The 18,140-nt window shown below is 74.4% G+C and carries 17 protein-coding genes; 10 read left to right on the forward strand and 7 right to left on the reverse strand.

Going from position 1 to position 18,140, the window contains the following annotated elements; translation table 11 throughout:
* Positions 1-71 precede the first annotated feature (71 nt).
* Positions 72-500: a DUF5997 family protein gene (locus tag ACFRMQ_RS05460; RefSeq protein ID WP_380727198.1), complete on the reverse strand. Its 429-nt coding sequence runs from the start codon at positions 498-500 to the stop codon at positions 72-74.
* 58 nt (positions 501-558) lie between these two features.
* On the opposite strand from ACFRMQ_RS05460, the gene ACFRMQ_RS05465 reads away from it, so the two are divergent.
* Complete coding sequence (locus ACFRMQ_RS05465) at positions 559-1,365, forward strand: LysR family substrate-binding domain-containing protein (RefSeq protein ID WP_380727200.1); 807 nt, start codon at positions 559-561, stop codon at positions 1,363-1,365.
* Between the two features lie 90 nt (positions 1,366-1,455).
* Positions 1,456-2,001: a DUF421 domain-containing protein gene (locus ACFRMQ_RS05470; protein WP_380727202.1), complete on the forward strand. Its 546-nt coding sequence runs from the start codon at positions 1,456-1,458 to the stop codon at positions 1,999-2,001.
* On the opposite strand, the gene ACFRMQ_RS05475 is transcribed toward ACFRMQ_RS05470, so the two are convergent.
* On the reverse strand, positions 1,970-2,716 hold the full coding sequence (locus ACFRMQ_RS05475; RefSeq protein ID WP_380727204.1) for a rhomboid-like protein: 747 nt from the start codon (positions 2,714-2,716) through the stop codon (positions 1,970-1,972). The two genes, ACFRMQ_RS05470 and ACFRMQ_RS05475, sit on opposite strands and share 32 nt — an antisense overlap.
* Positions 2,717-2,824: 108 nt before the next feature.
* Positions 2,825-4,174 (reverse strand): cytochrome P450, encoded by a 1,350-nt coding sequence (locus tag ACFRMQ_RS05480; RefSeq protein WP_380727206.1) that lies wholly within the window; start codon positions 4,172-4,174, stop codon positions 2,825-2,827.
* A gap of 294 nt (positions 4,175-4,468) precedes the next feature.
* Here ACFRMQ_RS05480 and ACFRMQ_RS05485 point away from each other — a divergent pair, with 294 nt between their 5' ends.
* Positions 4,469-5,872: an amidase gene (locus ACFRMQ_RS05485; protein WP_380727208.1), complete on the forward strand. Its 1,404-nt coding sequence runs from the start codon at positions 4,469-4,471 to the stop codon at positions 5,870-5,872.
* Between the two features lie 105 nt (positions 5,873-5,977).
* On the opposite strand, the gene ACFRMQ_RS05490 is transcribed toward ACFRMQ_RS05485, so the two are convergent.
* Complete coding sequence (locus tag ACFRMQ_RS05490; protein ID WP_380727210.1) at positions 5,978-7,918, reverse strand: FUSC family protein; 1,941 nt, start codon at positions 7,916-7,918, stop codon at positions 5,978-5,980.
* Positions 7,919-8,347: 429 nt separating this feature from the next.
* Here ACFRMQ_RS05490 and ACFRMQ_RS05495 point away from each other — a divergent pair, with 429 nt between their 5' ends.
* The 6 genes from ACFRMQ_RS05495 (at position 8,348) to ACFRMQ_RS05520 (ending at position 14,990) form a co-directional block, all read left to right on the forward strand.
* Positions 8,348-9,457 (forward strand): phytanoyl-CoA dioxygenase family protein, encoded by a 1,110-nt coding sequence (locus ACFRMQ_RS05495; RefSeq protein WP_380727212.1) that lies wholly within the window; start codon positions 8,348-8,350, stop codon positions 9,455-9,457.
* Positions 9,439-10,773, forward strand: a complete 1,335-nt coding sequence (locus ACFRMQ_RS05500; protein WP_380727214.1) for a DUF6271 family protein — start codon at positions 9,439-9,441, stop codon at positions 10,771-10,773. Before ACFRMQ_RS05495 ends, ACFRMQ_RS05500 begins: the two co-directional genes overlap by 19 nt.
* Positions 10,774-10,982: 209 nt before the next feature.
* On the forward strand, positions 10,983-12,164 hold the full coding sequence (locus tag ACFRMQ_RS05505) for a type III PLP-dependent enzyme (RefSeq protein WP_380727276.1): 1,182 nt from the start codon (positions 10,983-10,985) through the stop codon (positions 12,162-12,164).
* Entirely contained in the window at positions 12,161-12,778 is a 618-nt protein-coding gene (locus tag ACFRMQ_RS05510) for a GNAT family N-acetyltransferase (protein ID WP_380727216.1), read from the forward strand. The genes ACFRMQ_RS05505 and ACFRMQ_RS05510 overlap by 4 nt, the downstream gene beginning before the upstream one ends.
* Positions 12,779-12,783: 5 nt before the next feature.
* Entirely contained in the window at positions 12,784-14,004 is a 1,221-nt protein-coding gene (locus tag ACFRMQ_RS05515) for an MFS transporter (protein WP_380727218.1), read from the forward strand.
* 242 nt (positions 14,005-14,246) lie between these two features.
* Complete coding sequence (locus ACFRMQ_RS05520) at positions 14,247-14,990, forward strand: PIG-L deacetylase family protein (RefSeq protein ID WP_380727220.1); 744 nt, start codon at positions 14,247-14,249, stop codon at positions 14,988-14,990.
* Between the two features lie 70 nt (positions 14,991-15,060).
* Here ACFRMQ_RS05520 and ACFRMQ_RS05525 read toward each other — a convergent pair whose 3' ends face one another.
* The 3 genes from ACFRMQ_RS05525 to ACFRMQ_RS05535 form a co-directional block, all read right to left on the reverse strand.
* Positions 15,061-15,723, reverse strand: a complete 663-nt coding sequence (locus tag ACFRMQ_RS05525; protein WP_380727222.1) for a DedA family protein — start codon at positions 15,721-15,723, stop codon at positions 15,061-15,063.
* A 50-nt stretch (positions 15,724-15,773) separates the two neighbouring features.
* A complete protein-coding gene (locus tag ACFRMQ_RS05530; protein ID WP_380727224.1) occupies positions 15,774-15,968 on the reverse strand; it encodes a DUF1918 domain-containing protein in 195 nt (64 codons plus the stop codon).
* A gap of 135 nt (positions 15,969-16,103) precedes the next feature.
* Entirely contained in the window at positions 16,104-16,775 is a 672-nt protein-coding gene (locus ACFRMQ_RS05535) for a TetR family transcriptional regulator (protein ID WP_380727226.1), read from the reverse strand.
* 472 nt (positions 16,776-17,247) lie between these two features.
* Here ACFRMQ_RS05535 and ACFRMQ_RS05540 point away from each other — a divergent pair, with 472 nt between their 5' ends.
* Positions 17,248-18,129, forward strand: a complete 882-nt coding sequence (locus ACFRMQ_RS05540; protein WP_380727278.1) for a phytanoyl-CoA dioxygenase family protein — start codon at positions 17,248-17,250, stop codon at positions 18,127-18,129.
* Positions 18,130-18,140 lie beyond the last annotated feature (11 nt).

The raw sequence follows: 18,140 nt of genomic DNA on the forward strand, positions 1-18,140 counted from the left end.
CACCGTCGTCGCGCGGGGTCCGGCGGACGGCGCGGGGGGAGCGCCGGGGTGCCGGACGGTGTGGGGGCGGGTCAGCGGGCCTGGGCGGCCTTCGCCTCCTTGGCGGCCTTCTCGGCGGCCTCCCGCTCGTGCTTCTCCTTGATCCGGACGGTCTCCTTGCGCACGTCCACCTGGTTGGCGCGCTCGTGCTGGAGCCAGAGCGGGTTCTCGGCCTTGATCGCCTCGATCTGCTCGCTGGTGAGCGCCTCGGTCACGCCGCCGCGGGCCAGGCCGGAGATCGAGATGCCGAGCTTCGCGGCGACGACCGGGCGCGGGTGCGGGCCGTCCTTCCGCAGGTCCTGGAGCCACTGCGGCGGCTCGGCCTGAAGTGCGCTGAGCTCCTCGCGGGAGACCACGCCCTCCTGGAAGTCGGTCGGCGCGGCGTCGAGGTAGATCCCCAGCTTCTTGGCCGCCGTGGCCGGCTTCATGGTCTGGCTGGTCTTCTGCTTGAGCGATGTCATGGTGACAAGGGTAAGGGAGTGCGCGGGCGCTTCCGGTCACGGTCGGTAGCCTTGCCCTGTGACAGACATGCAGGTGAACCCGTCCTTCCGGCTCGTGTACGTCCCGGGCGTGACCCCCGGCAAATGGGTCCGGGTCTGGAGCGAGCGGCTCCCCGACGTGCCGCTGGAGCTCCTCGCGGTGCCGGTCGGCGACGGCGAGCGCACGCTGCGCGAGGGCGGCGCGGACGCCGGGCTGGTCCGGCTGCCCGTCGACAAGGACGTGCTGAGCGCGATCCCGCTCTACGCCGAGACGACCGTGGTGGTCTTCCCCAAGGACCACTGGCTGGCCGCCGCCGAGGAGGCCACGCTGGAGGACCTCGCCGATGAGGTGGTCTTCCACCCGCTCGACGACACCCTCGGCTTCACCGCCGACACCCTGCCCGGGCGCCCGGCCGTCGCGCGCCCGGACAGCACGGCGGACGCGATCGAGCTGGTGGCGGCGAACGTCGGCGTGCTCCTGGTGCCGCAGTCGCTGGCCCGGCTGCACCACCGCCGGGACCTCACCTACCGGCCGGTGGCGCGGGCGCCGCAGTCCCAGGTGGCGCTGTCCTGGCCGCAGGAGCGGACCACGGACCTGGTGGAGGAGTTCATCGGGATCGTCCGCGGCCGTACGGTCAACAGCTCGCGCGGGCGCGGGGCCGGGCAGGCGGCGCCCGAGGCGCAGCCGAAGAAGGGGGAGGCCCCGCGCAAGGCGCAGCAGCGCGGCGGCGGGCAGAAGCCGGGCGGGGCGAAGGGCGGAGGGGCGAAGGGCGCCAGGACCGGGGGCGCGAAGGCCGGCGGGCAGAAGCCGAAGCCGGCGGCCCGGCGCGGCAGGCCGAAGCGGTGACCCTGGCGTAGCGTCTGCCCCGTTCCTTGCAGTCCGGACGGGAGGAGCGGGGCAGTGTGGCACGACCTGATGGCCGTTCAGATTCCGATCGTGGAGAAGATCCTCCGCACGGTCGCCGTCTACGTCCTGATCCTGGTCCTCTTCCGGCTCGCCGGGAAGCGCGGGCTGGCCGGGCTGAACACCTTCGACATGGTGGTGATCTTCCTCCTGTCGAACGTGGTGCAGAACGCGATCATCGGCAATGACAACAGCCTGCTCGGCGGCGCGATCGGGGCGGCCACCCTGGTCGCGGTGAACGCCGGCATCACCCGTCTGCTGGCGCGGGACCCGAGGGCCGCCCGGATCCTGGAGGGCGGCGCCACCACCGTGGTGAAGGACGGCGCGCTGGTGCCCGGCGCGCTGCACGAGCTGGCGCTGCGGCCGTCCGAGCTGGAGCACGCCATCCGGATGCAGAGCGGCGACGGCCTCGACGAGGTGGCCCGGGCCCGGCTGGAGCCGGACGGACAGCTGCTGGTCGAGCTCAAGGAGGGCGAGCAGAACGCCTCCCGCCGCGACGTCGAGGACCTGCGGCGCCGGCTGGAGAACATCGAGCGGCTGCTCACCGTCATCGCCGACGACCGGCGACCGCCTCGCTGACGCGTTCGGCCCGGGCGCCGGCCCGTCGGCGGCGCGAGGCGGTGACGGCCACGGCGGCGGCCAGGGCGAAGCCGAGGGCGGCGGCGAGGAGGTGGCCGACCGTGGTGAAGTCCGGGAGCGGGCCGGGCCGTTCGCCGCCGCCGGAGAGCGGCCAGCCGACCACGAAGGCGGCCCAGGGCAGCCGGGCCCAGCGGGGCAGGGCGAGGGTGGCGAGGGCGAGCACGGTCTGGGCGCCGTAGCTGATGCCGTAGTCCGAGGCCTGGCGCACGCTCTGCGGGTACCAGCCCTGGCGCAGGGCGAGCAGGATGACCACGGCGGTGAGCAGGGTGGCGAGGACGTGCCCGCCGAGGAAGACGGCGGCGGCGCGCAGGCTGCCGAAGCGGCGTTCCGTCCAGGCGAGGCAGCAGCAGACACCGAGGCCCAGGGTGATCAGGGTGCCGCCGAAGCCGGTGGTGAGGATCTCCGTGAGGGTGCCGTCGAAGAGCAGCGCGCTGCCGAACAGGGCGGTGACCGGGTGGTCGTGCAGGTTGTCGAGGTTGGTGCTGATGTGGTCGCGGAGGGCGTCCGCCCGGTCGGCGGTGAGCAGGTTCTCCACCCAGACGTGCCCGATCAGGAGCAGGACGACGTAGCCGAAGGTCAGCGGTGAGCGGCGCGGATACGTCCGGACGGCGCGGAGCGGCCCGGTCAGGAGCCCCGCGGGGGTTCGAGCGTTCATGGTCTGGTGACGTCCCGGTCGAGAGGCGTGGGTCCGGCCGGCGCCCGTACGGCCGGCCACGCGGGGACAGTACCGAAGCCCGGTCGCCCGGGACCGGCCGGAGCCCGGTCAGCGGACCCGGCGGGCCAGGGTCGCGCTGAAGGGCCGGGGGGACAGCGAGGAGCTGCGGGTGGGGCGGACCGGCCGGCCGGGGGTGGGGGCGATGGTCCAGCGGGCGGCGATGGTGGCGACGGCGAGGACGGCCTCGGTGGTGCCGAAGGCGTCGCCGATGCAGCGGCGGGCACCGAGGCCGAAGGGCGCGTAGGTGCCGGGGGACGGGCGGGCGGTGGTGAGCCAGCGGTCGGGGTCGAAGCGGTGGGGGCGGGGGAACAGGTCGGCCCGGCGGTGCAGCAGGTACGGGCTGTACAGCAGGGTGGTGCCGGCCGGGACGCGGTGGCCGCCGAGTTCGGTGTCGGCGGTGGCGGTGCGGCCGAGGATCCACGGCGGCGGGTAGAGCCGCAGGGTCTCGCTGACGATCCGGGCGGTGAGCGGCAGGGCGGGCAGGTCCTCGTGGCGGGCGGGGCGGCCGTCCAGCACGGTGTCGAGTTCGGCGTGCAGCCGCTCGCGGACGGCCGGGTTGGCGGCGAGCAGCGTCCAGGCCCAGGAGAGGGTGGCCGCGGTGGTCTCCATGCCGGCCAGCAGGAAGGTGACCACCTGTTCGTGGACCTCGGCGTCGGACAGGCCGCGCCCGTTCTCGTCGCGCGCCTCCAGCAGGGTGGAGAGCAGGTCCCGGTGGTCGGTGCCGGCGGCCCGGTAGTCGGCGATCAGCCGTCCGGTGATCTCCCGCAGGTCCCGCCGGGCGCGCCGGAAGCGGAGGTTGCCGGGGGTGGGGAGGCGGTCGGCGCCGGGCAGCGGCAGCAGCAGGCGCCGGCCGACGCCGCGGGTGACGACGTCCATGCTCTCGTGCACCGGCGGCGAGTCGGCCCGCTCGTGCGCGGCGAACAGGCAGCGGGCGGTGACGGCGGTGGTCAGGCGGTACATCGCGGCGGGGACGTCGATCACGTCGCCGTCGTGCCAGGGCGCGGTGGCGGCGGCGATCTCCTCGGCCATCAGCGCGGCGTAGCCGGGCAGCCGGTCGCGGTGGAAGGCGGGTTGCAGCATGCGGCGCTGGCGCCGGTGGTCGGCGGCCGGGCAGGTGGCGAGGCCGTTGCCGAAGACCTCGCGGGCCTTGTCGAGCAGGGGCCCGCCCTTGTCGAAGGCGCGGTCGTCGGAGAGCAGCCGGCGGACCAGCTCGGGGTGGCAGACCACGTACGCGCGCAGCGGGCCGAGCCGCAGCCGGACGAGGTCGCCGTGGGCGGGCAGGCCGGCGACGAAGGCGTGCGGGTGGTGCAGCAGCGCGGCGGCGTGGCCGAGCAGGGGGAGGGCGCCGGGGGCGGTGGCCGCGGTGAACCGGGTGATCGGGGAGAAGGGGGCGGGCACGGGCGTCACCTTGGTTCGGGTGGGAGGACCTGGGCGGTCCGCGAACGAGACGTGATCTTTCCCGGCCGCGTACGGCGAAACGACCGCGGACCGGCGGACGGTGTGAACGCGGGGGCGCGGGACCACTGGCCGCGCGCCCGGGCGGGGTGAGGGAGCCGCCGGCGTCGCCACGGCCCCGGGGCGGGTCCCGCACGCGGGGCCGGGTGAGATTACCGGTCGGTAGAAGTGGGCAGGTACGACCGGCCGGTGCGATCGCCGGGCGTTGGAACGCCCGGCAGGGAATGGGGGATTCGGATGACCGACGAGCGGGTCCACGCCTTCGCCGACGACGCGCTGGGCACTCACGACGCGGTGGCGCTGGCCGCGCTCGTCCGGGCCGGTGAGGTCAACCCCCGGGAGCTGGTCGCCGCGGCCGTCGACCGGGCCGCGCGGGTGGACGGCACCCTGCTGCCCGTCGCCCACGCCTCGTACGACAGGCCGCGGATCAGCCGGGAGGGCATCGGCGGACCGCTCTGGGGCGTGCCGAGCTACCTCAAGGACAACGTGGACCTGCGCGGCCTGCCGACCGCCATGGGCAGCGAGTCCTACCGCGCCCGCCCCGCCCGGCGCACCGCGCCCTTCGCCGACCAGTTCCTCGCCACCGGCCTGGCGGTGCTCGGCAAGACCCGACTGCCCGAGTTCGGGCTCAACGCCTCCACCGAGTTCGCCACCGCCCGGCCGGTGCGCAACCCGTGGCGGCCCTCGCACTCGGCCGGCGCCTCCTCGGGCGGCGCGGCGGCCCTGGTGGCCTCCGGGGTGGTGCCGATCGCCCACGCCAACGACGGCGGCGGCTCGATCCGCATCCCGGCGGCCTGCTGCGGCCTGGTCGGACTCAAGCCCACCCGGGGCCGGCTGGTGGGCAACGCGCAGGGCGGCAAACTGCCGATCGACCTGGTCACCGACGGCGTGCTGACCCGTTCGGTGCGCGACACCGCCGCCTTCTTCGCCGCCGCCGAGCGGCACCGCGCCAATCCCGCGCTGCCGCCGCTCGGCCTGGTCGAGGGGCCGGGGAGCCGGCGGCTGCGGATCGGCCTGGTGGTGGACTCGCCGGTCGCCGAGACCGACGGGCCGACCCGGCGGGTGGTCGAGGAGACCGCCGCCCGGCTGGAGGCGATGGGCCACCGGGTCGAGCCCACCACGCTGCCGTTCGGCGAGGAGTTCTCCCGGGACTTCCTCGCCTACTGGGGGTACATCGCCTGGGCCATCGCGGCCACCGGACGGCTGCTGCTCGACCCGGGCTTCCGGGCCGGGAAGCTGGACGGCCTGACCACCGGGCTGCGCCACCGCTTCCGGGCCGAGTTCGCGCGGACGCCCGCTGTGCTGCGGCGGCTGCGCCGGGCCGAGGGCGTGTACGCGCGGATCTTCCACCGCCACGACGTGATCCTCTCCCCGGTGCTCGCCCACACCACCCCGCCGATCGGGCACCTGAGCCCGAACGTGGACTTCGACGAGCTGCTGGACCGGCTGACCCGCTACGTCGCGTTCACCCCGGTCAACAACGTGACCGGCGGCCCGGGCATCGCGCTGCCGGCGGGCTCGGCGTCCGGCGGACTTCCGGTGGGGGTGCACCTGTCGGCCGCGCACGGGCAGGAGCGGCTGCTGCTGGAGCTGGCCTTCGCGCTGGAGGCCGAGCGGCCCTGGCGGCGGATCCAGGACTGAGGGGCCGGCGGTCGGCGTCGGCGCCGAGGGTGCCGTCGAGAGCCGGAGCCGGGGCCGTGGTGAGCCGAACCGGGGCCGGCCGAACCGGGGCCGTGGTGAGGGGGCTCAGGGCGCCGGGGCCACCACCGCCCGGGCCGCGTGCACCTCGTGGTGCAGCCGGGCCAGCGCGCAGTGCGGCGCCAGGATGTCCGGCGCCGCCTGCGGCAGCGGCTCACCGGTGCGCAGCGCCTCGGCCAGATCGGCGAGCTCCCGGGTGACGACGGCGACCTCGGCGGGGGCCGGCACCGGCGCGCCGTGCTCGATCCGGACCCGGGTGGCGGTGGTGGCGTCCACGATCCGCTCGACCGCGATCACCACCGGCCACCAGGCCTGGGCCCGGGCGCCGACCGGCGGCGGCTCGGTGAGCGCCCGCTGGAACTCGCTGCGCACGGCGGACAGGTCCCGGTAGAGCCGCCGGCGGTACCGGGCGCGGGCCGGTTCGTCCCGTCCGGGCGCGGTGGTGAAGGCCAGCGACACGTACGAGGCGGTGTCCTGGACGGCGTCGGCGAGGCGGTCCAGGACCCGGGTGCGCCAGGACTCCGGCCACAGCAGGTACCCGGCCAGCAGCGAGATGCCGCAGCCGATCAGCGAGTCGTAGAGCCGGGGCAGCACCAGGTGGAAGCCCTGGTGGTTGAGCAGGTCGGAGAGCAGCAGGATCACCGGGGTGATGGCCGCGGTCTGGAAGGCGTACCCCTTGGCGGACAGCGCGGGGATCAGGGTGGCCAGCGCCGCCATCACCGGGACGTCCCACCAGCCGTGCGGCACCTCGGCCAGCACCGGCATGGCGATCAGCAGCCCGGCGGCGGTGCCGAGCGCGCGCAGCACCGCGCGGGAGAACACCGAGCCGAAGTCGGGCTTCATCACGAAGGTCACGGTCAGCGCCACCCAGTACGAGCGGGGCACCGCGATCACCGAGACCAGCACCTGCGCCAGGCCGATGCACAGGGCCAGCCGCAGCCCGTACCGCCAGGACGTCCCGGACAGCAGCAGTGCCCGGGCCGCCCTCCGGGCCCGGACCTCGATCCCGGCGGGGCGGCCGAGCCGGTCGGCGGTGGCGTACGGGTCGGGCTCGGCCTCGTACGCGACGGTGGCGGCGTGCTCGATCGCCTGGACCAGCGCGCGGGTGGACGGGCCGGCGGGGACCGGCAGGTCGAGTGGTGGGGGCGCGCCGGTGCGGCCCCGTTCGACGGCGTCGGCGAGCGCGTGGACGGCGGCCGGGTACTCGGCGGGCAGCGGCCCGTACTCGGGCGGGCGCAGGTGGGCCGCCGCGGTCGCCTCGACCACCGGGACCGCCGCGTTGAGCTGGGCGAGCAGCCGCGCCAGGGTGGGCGAGCGGCCGTGCCGGCGGGCCCGGCGGGCGAGCAGCAGGTCGTAGGACTGGTTGAGCGACTGGGTGAGCTCGCGGCGGCGGGCGTCGTACTCGGCGGCGCCGGCGGCCTCCAGCAGTCCCGCGACCGACCGGTAGGTGCCGGCGACCACGGCCCGTTCGGGGACGCCCACCCTCAGTGGCCAGGCGAGCAGGGTCAGGGCGAGGACCACCAGTCCGCCGAGCAGCAGCAGGGCGGGCGGCAGCCACCAGGGGGAGGGCAGCGGCAGACCGGCCCCGACCACCGCGTTGAGCAGCAGGAGCAGCCCGGAGACGGAGGCGACCGCGCCGATCGAGGAGATCATGCCGGAGACCAGCGCGACGGCGGTGACCGTCGCCACCGCCGTCCAGCCGGTGCCGAAGACCAGGGTGCCGCACAGCATCCCGAGGGCGCCGAACAGTTGGGGGACGGCGATGGTGAACACCCGCATCCGGTACGCGTCGGCGGTGTCCCCGATGACTCCGGACAGCGCGCCCATCGACACCAGCGCGCCGTAGCCGGGCCGGCCGGTGGCGGTGCCCACCGCGAGCGGGGCCGCGAGCGCCACGGAGGCGCGGACGACCGCGGCCCAGGGGATCGGTGCGGCCCGGGGCCGCAGGCCCTCGGTCAGCCAGGGAGGAGCCGTCGACTCACGTGCCATAGGCCCAACGTACGGCGGGCGGGGGCGGTTCACCGTTCCGGGATTATGTCAATTCCGGAAACATACCCCCGCTTATGTCAGTCTCCGAAACATAAAGCGAACGTCGATTGGCGTTGTGAGCTGCGCTGATTTCCCAATCGGCAACCCGTCGGAAAGGGTTGACACCATTAGTTGGTCTAGTCCAACGTATGGGGAGCGCGGTTCGGCAAAGGCTGATGCGGGGTGAGGGCCCTTGTCGGGCGGGCGAGTTGGCCCCCTGACGTGCGCTGTTCCGCGCCCGCCGGCCGGAGCGAGAAGGAGCGTATGCGGACGGACCTTCGGTCCGCGCTCGAATCCCTGTTGCGGCCGGTGACCGGCCGTCGACTCGCCGTGCCCGCACGAGCGCGTGACGAACCACCGCGTCGACCACGAACCACGGAGTGACTGCCCATGTCGAGCCCTGCCGAACACCCCGACGCGCCCGCCGGGGAGTACCTGTACCGGGCCGCGTCGGAACGCCCCTACTTCAGCGCGGACACCGAGAGCTACCTCGCCCGGACCGCGCTGCGCGAAATCCGCAAGAAGCACCCGCTGCGCGTCCTCTCCGAGGAGGACTACGCGTTCTGGCAGACCTACGGCTACGTGGTCGTGAAGCAGGCGATCCCGGCCGAGGCCGCGCGCCGACTGCTCGACTTCGCCTGGGAGTTCCAGGGCCTGTCGCCGGACCGCCCCGAGGACTGGTACCAGGAGCGCGAGTACCGCGACGAACTCGACCGGCACCTGCACATCTACGGCTTCGTCGAGGCCTACCACCACCAGCTCCTCTGGGACAGCCGCCAGTCACAGCGCGTCTACGACGCCTTCGTGGACGTGTGGGACTGCGAGGAACTCTGGGTCACCCTCGACCGGCTCAACCTCAACCCGCCGAACGTCCGCAACCGCGACCGCGCGCTGATCGAGTCCACCGACCGCGGCTTCGACATCGAACTGCACTGGGACGTCGACACCACCCAGGGCATGCTGCCGCAGCGCGTCCAGGGCATCATCGCGCTCAACGACACCGCCGACGACCACGGCGGCTTCCAGTGTGACCCGGAGCTGTTCCGCCGCTTCAACACCTGGCAGGCCGCCCAGCCGGCCGACCGCGACCCGATCCGCCCCGACGTCGACCGCGAGGAGTTCCCCGTCGTGCGGCCCGAGCTGAAGGCCGGCGACCTGCTGATCTGGAACGGCCTGCTCGCCCACGGCGTGGAGCGCAACACCTCCGAGAACGGGGTGCGCGCGGTGCAGTACCTGTCGATGATGCCCGCGCTGGAGGAGTCCGAGAAGCTGCGCCGCTCCCGGGTGGAGTCCTGGCGCACACTCGGCACCCCGGACTGGAACCGCACCCTGGTCGGCGACGCCGACCGGCCCGAGGCGCTGCGCTACGGCACCGCCGAACTCACCGAGCTGGGGGAGAAGCTGCTCGGCCTGCGGTCCTGGACCGGCAAGCCGTACGAGGAGCCGGAGACGGACGGCCGGGACACCACGGGGGAGCGGGAATGCGTGACGTCTGCCTGACCCTGCCCACCAACCGCGAGTGCGCGGACACCCTCACCGCGATCGGCGCCGAAGCCGCTTACGCCGCACGACGGTTCGGCGTCCGGGTGCACCTGCTGGTGCTGGACTCCGCCGACCGCGCGACCCGCGCCCGGCACGCCGAGACCCTCGCCGCCCTGCCGGCCGTCGAGGGCGTGATCGTCCACCACCTGGACGAGGACGCCCAACGGGCCTTCCTGCGTGAGGCGATCGAGCGCTCCGGCGCGGCCGGCCCGGACCGCCTCATGGACCTGATGCTGCCCGACGCCGTCTCCTACGGCGCCTGCACCAACCGGGCGTTCCTGCTGGCCGCCGCGCTCGGCTGCGACTCGGTGCACCGCCGCGACTCCGACAGCCGCTACCAACTGCTCGACGGGGAGCCGGTGTTCCCGATCGAGCACGAGCTCGCCACGCTCGGCCTGAAGGCCGCCGAGGCGGCCGCCGCCGTCACCGAGAACAGCCTGGACCCGGAGCACGCGGACAAGACCGTCGCCCTGGTCGGCGCCTCCTTCGTCGGCGAACTCTCCGTCGACCTCGGCGGGATCCGCGACCTCGACCCCGAGGTCTACCACGACGTGGTCGCGCTCTGGGCGGACACCGGCGCGAGCGAGCAGGAGAAGCGCGAACTGGTCGCCGACTCCTTCACCGGCGGCGGCACCGAACCGTTCACCACCGACCGCGCCGTGCTCGACCTGCCCGACATCTGGCGCATCGACATGTGCAACATCGGCCTCGACCACGAGGTGTACGAACGGGTGCCGCTGCCGCCCGCCACCGACACCATCGGCAGCGACTACTTCCTGCACCACCTGGTGCGCGACGCGACCCTGCCGGGCGTCACCCACAACCGCCACATCGTCAACTACCACACTCCGGACCGGCGCACCGAGGCCGGCTTCACCGCGTACCAGCTGCGCTACGCCAAGTTCCTGCTCTCCATGCTCTACCTCTACCCGGTCTACTCCGAGATGGAGGCCGCCGGCGGCGCCCTGCTGGACGAGTTCCACCACGTCCGCCCCGAGGCGATCGCCGACTCCGCCCGTCGCAGCGCCGCGACGGACCGTGCGGAGAACCACCGCAGGCTCGCCGAACTCGACCGCTGCTACCGGAAGCTCGGCGGGAAGTACGCCGAGTTCGCCGACCACTTGGCGCCCTTGCGGGCGCGCCTGCTCGACGAGGCGCAGGCGGACATCGAGGACTTCGCGGCGCTGATCGACGCGTGGGGCCCGCTGGTGCGGGCGAGCAAGGCCACCGCGGTCTCCGGCCGCCACGCCAGCCGGACGGGGAGATCCACGTGATACGCCAGACCAGCCAGACCAGCCAGACCAGCCAGACCGGCCAGAGCGCCGTACGGGTCGCCACGCAGGCCGCCAAGCAGGCCACCGCCAAGGCTGCCGACCGGACCGCCTCCCGGACCGCACACCGCATCCCGGCCGTCTCCGCGGTACACACCGACGCGCCGCCCCCGTCCGGGACCTTCCGCCCCGACGAGCGCGACCGCGCCGCGCTGCGCGCCGCCCTCGCCGCCGCCACCGACGACCGGATCATCTACGACCTCGACGGCATCGGCCGCCAGTACGCCGCCCTGTGCGCCGAACTTCCCGGCGTGGCCGTCCGGTTCGCGATGAAGGCCTGCCCGGTGGACGAGGTGATGGACCACCTCGCCGCACTCGGCTCCGGCTTCGACGCGGCCAGCCCCCAGGAGATCGCCCAGGCGCTGCGCACCGGCGTCGCCCCCGAGCTGATCCACTACGGCAACACCATCAAGTCCGACCGCAACATCGCCGAGGCCTACCGGCTGGGCGTGCGGGACTTCGCCACCGACAGCGTGGAGGACGTCGCGGCGATCGCCGAACACGCCCCCGGCGCCCGGGTGTTCTGCCGGGTCGCGACCACCGGCGAGGGCGCGCTGTGGGGCCTGAGCCACAAGTTCGGCTGCTCGCCCGAGGACGCGCTGCGGGTGCTCGACGAAGCCCGTACCGCAGGGCTCGTCCCGTCCGGCCTCTCGGTGCACGTCGGCTCCCAGCAGATGACCGCCGAGGCCTGGGGCGGCGCGGTGGAGTCGCTGGCCGCCGTGCTGGAGGCGCTCAACTGGCGCGGCATCACGCCGACCCGGATCAACCTCGGCGGCGGCCTGCCCGCCCTCGGCGTCCTCGACCGGCACGGGCGCCCGCTCGACCCGCCGCTGGACAAGATGTTCACGGTGATCCGCGAGGGCATGGAGCGGCTGCGCGCCGTCAACGCCGGGCCGCTGGAGTTCCTGCTGGAGCCCGGCCGCCACCTGGTCGCCGACCACGGCGCGATCCGCGCGCAGGTCTCCCGGCTCACCTCCCGCGGCCGCCTCGACGGCACCCGGGAGAGCTGGCTCTACCTCAGCTGCGGCAAGTTCAACGGCCTGTACGAGATGGACCAGTTGCAGTACCGGCTGGAGTTCCCCACCCACCCCGGCGGCCAGTTCGTCAACGCCGTGGTGGCCGGCCCGACCTGCGACAGCGACGACGCGTACGCCCAGGAGGACGGCCTGGTGCGCGTCCCGCGCGCGGTCGGCTCCGGCGACCCGGTCTGGATCCACTCCTGCGGCGCGTACGCCACGGCCTACGCCACCCGCGGGTTCAACGGCTTCGAGCCGCTGCCGTACACCTGCATCGGTGGCGGCGGCGGCTCGGCCCGGCACGGAGGCACCGAATGACCGCCATCGGCACCCGGACCGGCCTCGACGCCGAGGCCCCGGCCGGCCCGCGCATCCGGCTGCTCCGGGAGGAGGACTGGGACGGCGTGGTCGCGCTGGAGGAGCGCGCCTACGCCGCCAGTGGCCTGTCCGAGGGCCGCGAGGCGCTCCGCTCCCGGCACGCGGCCTCGCCGGACACCTGCTTCGTCCTGGAGCACGAGGGCGGCGTCGGCGGCTACCTGCTCGCCCTGCCGTACCCGCTGTTCGCCTGCCCGGACCTCAGCCGCGGCGAGGACCGCGACGGCACCGGGGAACGACCCACCAACATGCACGCGCACGACGTCGTGATCGCCGAGGAGCTGCGCGGCCGGGGACTGTCCCATCGGCTGCTGCGGCACCTGGAGGAGACCGCCCGCACGGCCGGCTACCGGACCGCCTCGCTGGTCGCCGTCCGCGGTTCGCACGTGCTGTGGACCGCGCTGGGCTACCGGGCCCGGCCCGAGATCGACCTGCCCGAGAGCTACGGCACCCGGGCGGTCTACATGGCGATGCCGCTGGACCCCGTCCCGGTCCGGCCGCTGCCGCACTCCACCGGCCCGGTCACCGGGCCGCACCCCAGAGCCGAAGTGGGCTGATACCGATGTCCCCCGTTCGCGACGACTTCCGCCGGTCCCAAGTGGCCATCGGCGCCCTGTTCTTCGTCCTCGGATTCCAGTACGCGACCTGGGTGTCCCGGGTGCCCGCGCTCAAGGCGCGGCTCGACCTGGGCGAGGCCCAGATCGGGCTGCTGCTGATGACCTGCGGAATCGGCGCGGCGGTGTCCTTCCCCCTGGTCGCGGTGCTGATGCGGCGGCTCGGCTCCCGCCTGCTCTCGGTGCTCTCCGCGCTCGTCCTCGGCGTGATCCTGCTCGCGCTGTCGGTGGTGCCGAACTACCCGTCGACGCTGCTGGTGCTGTTCCTCGACGGCGCCGCGGTCGGCGCCCTGAACGTCGCGATGAACGCCCAGGGCGCGGCGCTGGAGGCCCGCTTCGAGCGGACCACGATGTCCCGGCTGCACGCCACCTTCAGCGCCGGCTCGCTGCTCGCCGCGCTGCTGGCCTCGGGCGTCACCTCCCTCACCGGCACCCTGGCGGTGCACTTCGGGCTGGCCGCCGCGCTGCTCGCGGTGCTGGTCCTGGCCGCCCGGCCGGCGCTGCTGGCGGACGACCCGGCCGAGGCCGCCGCACCGGAGGCCGCCGCACCGGAGGAGAAGAAGCGGAGCCGGGGCTTCGTGCTGCCGACCGTCGCGACCCTCTGGATGGGCCTGGCGATGGTCTTCGGCACCGTCACCGAGGGCGCCATGAACGACTGGTCGGCGCTCTACCTCAAGGACTACGTGCACGCGGGCGCCGGGCTGGCCCCGATGGGCATCGCGGTGGTCTCGGTGATGATGGTCTGCGCCCGGATCTTCGCGGACGGCTGGCGCACCCGCTTCGGCGACGGGCGGATCGTGCGCACCGGCAGCCTGCTGGCCGGCCTCGGACTCGCCCTCGCCCTGGCGGTCGGCGGCGTCGTCCCGACCCTGCTCGGCTTCGCCTGCGTCGGTCTCGGCGTGGCGGCGGTGACCCCGTGCGTCTACGTCGCCGCCGCCCGGCAGGGCGCCGACGCGCTCTCCCTGGTCGCGGCCATGGGCACCACCGGCCTGCTGGCCGGCCCCGCCGTGATCGGCTTCATCGCCGGCGCCACCAGCCTGCTCTGGGGCATGGCCGCCGTCGCCGCCTCGGCGGCCGTCGTCTCCCTGTGCGCCACCCGGATCAGCTGGCCCCGCCAGGAGCCCGGCGCCGCCCCGGCGGAACCCGGCCTCGCCGCCGACGCGGTCTGACACCTCCGTTCCGCCCGCCCGGTACCTCGCGCACCCCCGTCGCGAGGTACCGGGCGGGTTTCCTCGTCAGCCTCCCGTCGGGACCTTCGCGCCGCCCGTCCAGATGGCGGGCGGGCCGGTCGCGGGTCGTGACCCCTGGACGCCGTCCGACGCGGGGTAGGTTCCTGGTCGGCGGCCGGATCCCGGTCCGGTGGCCGGGCACGTCCGTACGTCCGTGAGCCGCACCGAGAGGAACGAGCGTCATGACCACCGAGCAGGCCCCCGCGCCCTTCGAGCCCGTGGACGAGGACTGGCAGAGCGCGCTGGTGGTCGTCGCCCACCCCGACGACATGGAGTACGGCGGGGCCGCGGCCGTCGCCCGCTGGACCTCCCAGGGCAAGAAGGTCGTCTACGTGATGGCCACCAGCGGCGAGGCGGGCATCGACGCGCTGGCCCCCGAGGAGTGCGGCCCGCTGCGCGAGGCCGAGCAGATCGCCTCCGCGCGGGTGGTCGGCGTGGACACCGTCGAGTTCCTCGGCCACCCGGACGGCGTGCTGGAGTACGGGCTGCCGCTGCGCCGGGACATCGCCCGGGCGGTGCGCGGACACCGGCCGGACATCGTGATCACCAGCAACTTCCGGGACACCTACGGCGGGGTGCTGCTCAACCAGGCCGACCACATCGCGGTCGGCCGGGCCACCCTGGACGGCGTCCGGGACGCCGGGAACCGCTGGGTGTTCCGCGAACTGCTCGCCGAGGGCCACGAGCCGTGGAACGGCGTGCGGCAGATCTGGGCGGTGGCCTCGCCGGATGCCGGGCACGCGGTGGACACCACCGGGCACTTCGACCGGGGCGTCGCCTCGCTGGCGGAGCACAAGGCGTACCTGGCCGGGCTCGGCGGGGCGATGGCGCAGCCGCGGGAGTTCCTGGAGGGCTTCGGCCGGAGCGCGGGCAGCCGGCTGGGGACGCGCTTCGCGGTGCCGTTCGAGGTGTTCCCGCTGCGCTAGGCCGTGTCTCATGATTCCCGCCGGGCGCGCGACGCCGCGCGCTGATCCGACGCGAATCATGGGACACGGCCTAGTCGGGCTCCCCGGAGGCGTCGGCGTCCGTGGGGCGCCGGCGCCGGTAGCGCAGCACCTGGCGGAGCAGGAAGGCCGCGACCAGCGCCCCCAGCCCGATCGCGAACCAGACCTGGTAGCGCAGCGCGGTGTGGTACACCGTGCCGATGTTGGCCCCGGCGACGTAGCCGAAGGTGCCCCAGACCGCCGTCCACAGCACCGCGCCGAGCAGGTTGTACGGCAGGAACCGGCGCCAGGGCATCTCCGTGGTCCCGGCGATGATCCCGTTGTACTGGCGCAGCCCGTCCACGAAGCGGGCGACCGTGACCACCTTGCCGCCGTGCCGGGCGAAGAAGCCGTCCGCGCGCTCCATCCGGGCCGGGGTGAGCAGCACGTAGCGGCCCCAGCGGTGGACGAAGGCGCGCCCGCCGGTGCGGCCGATCAGGTAGCCGAGGGTGTTGCCCAGGGCGGCGGTGCCAGCCGCGATCAGCAGCACGGCGGCGAAGTCCAGGTGTCCGGTGCCCGCGTAGACGGAAGCCAGCACCAGGACGGTCTGCCCGGGCACCGGGATGCCGCAGTTGTCGAGCAGCACGAGCAGCGCCACCGCCAGGTACCCGTAGTGGTCCAGCAGTGGCGCGAGCCCGGCGAGCGCCCCGGGCAGCGGGGTGGTGGGGGCGGACACCGCTCCTCACCGCCGCGCGTGCCCGCGACGCGGGGCGGCGGGGGTGTCCGTCAGCGTTCCGCCTGGCGCTGTTCGACGTTGCAGTCGGGGCCGGGGTAGATCAGACCTTCGTGGCCGTCCTCGAAGCGGACCACGTACGGCGGCCCGCCGTCGGCGCCGCGCACCTCGACGATCTCGCCCTTCTGGTCCACCATGCCCACCGACCTGCTGTGGATGTGGAGCTGGTCGCCTACCGCTGCGTGCATGGTCTGCTCCTCCGGTCGTGCGTGCCGGCCGCCTCCACGGCCGTTCCCGCTATCCACTGTGCTGCGGGCGCGCCGGGCTCGCAACGCCTCGGGCGGGCGGGGCGGGCGGGCCGGGCAGGGCCGCGGGGCCGGGCGTCAGCGGGCGGAGGGTTGTTGCGCGAGGTAGCCGCGCACCAACCGCTTGCACTCGGCGATCAGCGCCGGATCGCCGTCCGGGGCCTCCCGGAAGGCCAGTTTGAGCACCGCGTCGGCCGCCTCCAGGGCCACCCGCAGGGTCAGCGTGGTGGCCGCCGGATCGCCGGAGCGGAACAGCTCGCCGCCGAGCGCCTGGAGCCGCAGGGCGACGGCCGTGTTGTTGTCCACGCCCGCGTCCAGCAGGTGCCGTTCGTCCCGGACGCCGCGCGGGACGACCGGGCCGCCTGCCAGGCCGAAGTCCAGCCGGCCGAAGCCCGGCACCGAGCGCTTCATCGCCACGAACTCCTCCACCGCGAGGTCGGTGAACAGGGCGGGGCCGACCGGTGCGGCGGTGGCCAGCCGGGCGTCCAGTCGCTGGAGGTAGTGGTCGAGGTTGCGGGTGGCGAGTGCCGCCAGCAGGTCCTCCTTGCCGGCGAAGAACTGGTAGAGGGTGCCGATCGGCACCTGGGCGCGCTGGGCGACCTCCTTGGTGGTGAGCGCGGTCGCCCCGACCTCGTCCAGCAGCCCGGCGCAGGCGTCCAGGATGCGGCCGTACCGCTCCTGACTGCGCTGCTGGACCGGACGGCGCCTGGCCGGTCCGGCCGTTCGGTGGCTCCTGGTTCCCGCACTCATGACCTCACTGTGCCGCATCCGCTGTTCCTGCGGCGAATCACCGGGGCGGGAGCGGCCCGTCGGTGCCGGTGGGGCGGAAGTCGAGTGGTGGCCGGAGCTGAACCGCATGGTGGCGGGAAGGTGTCCACGAGTTGGCATGGCCTTGTCGTGGGCGCGAGGGCAGGTTCATACTCCTGGGACGGACTACCTTGCGTGATCAACGCATGTCTCTTCGTGGTGATCGCGATTCAGCCGTGGCGGTCGCGGCGCCCGTGACGGACGCTCCGCCGCCACCCGAGGTCTGGATGACCCCCGTGTGCCTCCTTGCTCGTGCCACCTCCTGTGGCGCCAAGCCCCCACGGCGCCAGGACCCGCAGTGCCGAATCCCGCGGCGTCGGGACCCGCTGTGCCGAACCGCGCGGCACCAGGACCCGCCGCGCCGAGTCCCCTCGTGTGCCCCGCCGAACGGAAGGAGGGGGTCGGGTCGGTGACGATGTTCCCCGGAGGGCGTGAGGCCCTCGACACCGAGCACCGCCGCCAGTTCCTGGAGTCCGGCTACCTCGTGCTGCCCGGCCTGCTGCCGGAGGCGCTGCGCGAACGGCTCGCCCCCGAGGTCGACCGGTGGGTCGACGAGGGCCTACGCGCCCGGTCGATCGCCGCGTGCGCCGAACCGGCGCGCCTCGGGCCGCCGCCGCTGCTGGAACTGGAACTGCCCGCCCACGGCCAACTCCTCACCCACCCGCCGCTGATGCGCGCCCTGACCCGTCTGCTCGGGCCGGACTTCGTCTTCCACCACCTGCACAGCGACCGCCAGGACCCAGGGGTCCCGGGCAAGCCCTGGCACCACGACTGCGAGCCGAACGACCGCTCGGACCCGTCGCTGCTGATGGTCCACGCGCTGCACTACCTCGGCGGACTGGACGAGAAGGTCGGCGGCCTGGCCGTGCTGCCCGGCTCGCACCTGCGCGTCGCCGGCAAGACCGCCTTCGCCCACCACGGCACCGCGGAACTGCCCGGCGAGGTGCTCATCGACCGGCTGCCGCCCGGCTCGACGGTGCTGCTCAACTCGGCGCTGTTCCACACCCGCAGACCGGCGCCCGCCGGGCCGGGCCGGCCCCGGTACTTCGTCGACGCCTCGTACTGCCAGGTGGGCGCGCGCTGGCGCCCGGTGAAGCCGTACTGGCGGCAGATGCTCGCCCGGGCCCGCGAACTGGACCTGGCCGACGGCCAGTGGCCGGAGCTGTTCGCGGAGCGGCACTTCACCGAGTACGCCGGCACGGGGTACGCCGGCACGGCTGTCTCCGGCGCGGAGTACGCCGAGGCAGGGCACGTCGGCGCCGAGCGTACCGGCACCGAGCACACCGGAACCGTCTGAGGAGCACTGCC

The organism is Kitasatospora sp. NPDC056783, assembly GCF_042789895.1.
Taxonomy (GTDB): Bacteria; Actinomycetota; Actinomycetes; order Streptomycetales; family Streptomycetaceae; genus Kitasatospora.

Excerpts from the sequence above, each read along its gene's own strand:
- ACFRMQ_RS05510 (WP_380727216.1), top strand. The coding sequence starts at position 12,161 with ATGACCGCCATCGGCACCCGGACCGGCCTCGACGCCGAGGCCCCGGCC.
- ACFRMQ_RS05530 (WP_380727224.1), bottom strand. The coding sequence starts at position 15,968 with ATGCACGCAGCGGTAGGCGACCAGCTCCACATCCACAGCAGGTCGGTG.
- ACFRMQ_RS05495 (WP_380727212.1), top strand. The coding sequence starts at position 8,348 with ATGTCGAGCCCTGCCGAACACCCCGACGCGCCCGCCGGGGAGTACCTG.
- ACFRMQ_RS05535 (WP_380727226.1), bottom strand. The coding sequence starts at position 16,775 with ATGAGTGCGGGAACCAGGAGCCACCGAACGGCCGGACCGGCCAGGCGC.
- ACFRMQ_RS05520 (WP_380727220.1), top strand. The coding sequence starts at position 14,247 with ATGACCACCGAGCAGGCCCCCGCGCCCTTCGAGCCCGTGGACGAGGAC.
- ACFRMQ_RS05475 (WP_380727204.1), bottom strand. The coding sequence starts at position 2,716 with ATGAACGCTCGAACCCCCGCGGGGCTCCTGACCGGGCCGCTCCGCGCC.
- ACFRMQ_RS05460 (WP_380727198.1), bottom strand. The coding sequence starts at position 500 with ATGACATCGCTCAAGCAGAAGACCAGCCAGACCATGAAGCCGGCCACG.
- ACFRMQ_RS05515 (WP_380727218.1), top strand. The coding sequence starts at position 12,784 with ATGTCCCCCGTTCGCGACGACTTCCGCCGGTCCCAAGTGGCCATCGGC.
- ACFRMQ_RS05485 (WP_380727208.1), top strand. The coding sequence starts at position 4,469 with ATGACCGACGAGCGGGTCCACGCCTTCGCCGACGACGCGCTGGGCACT.
- ACFRMQ_RS05500 (WP_380727214.1), top strand. The coding sequence starts at position 9,439 with ATGCGTGACGTCTGCCTGACCCTGCCCACCAACCGCGAGTGCGCGGAC.
- ACFRMQ_RS05540 (WP_380727278.1), top strand. The coding sequence starts at position 17,248 with ATGTTCCCCGGAGGGCGTGAGGCCCTCGACACCGAGCACCGCCGCCAG.
- ACFRMQ_RS05490 (WP_380727210.1), bottom strand. The coding sequence starts at position 7,918 with ATGGCACGTGAGTCGACGGCTCCTCCCTGGCTGACCGAGGGCCTGCGG.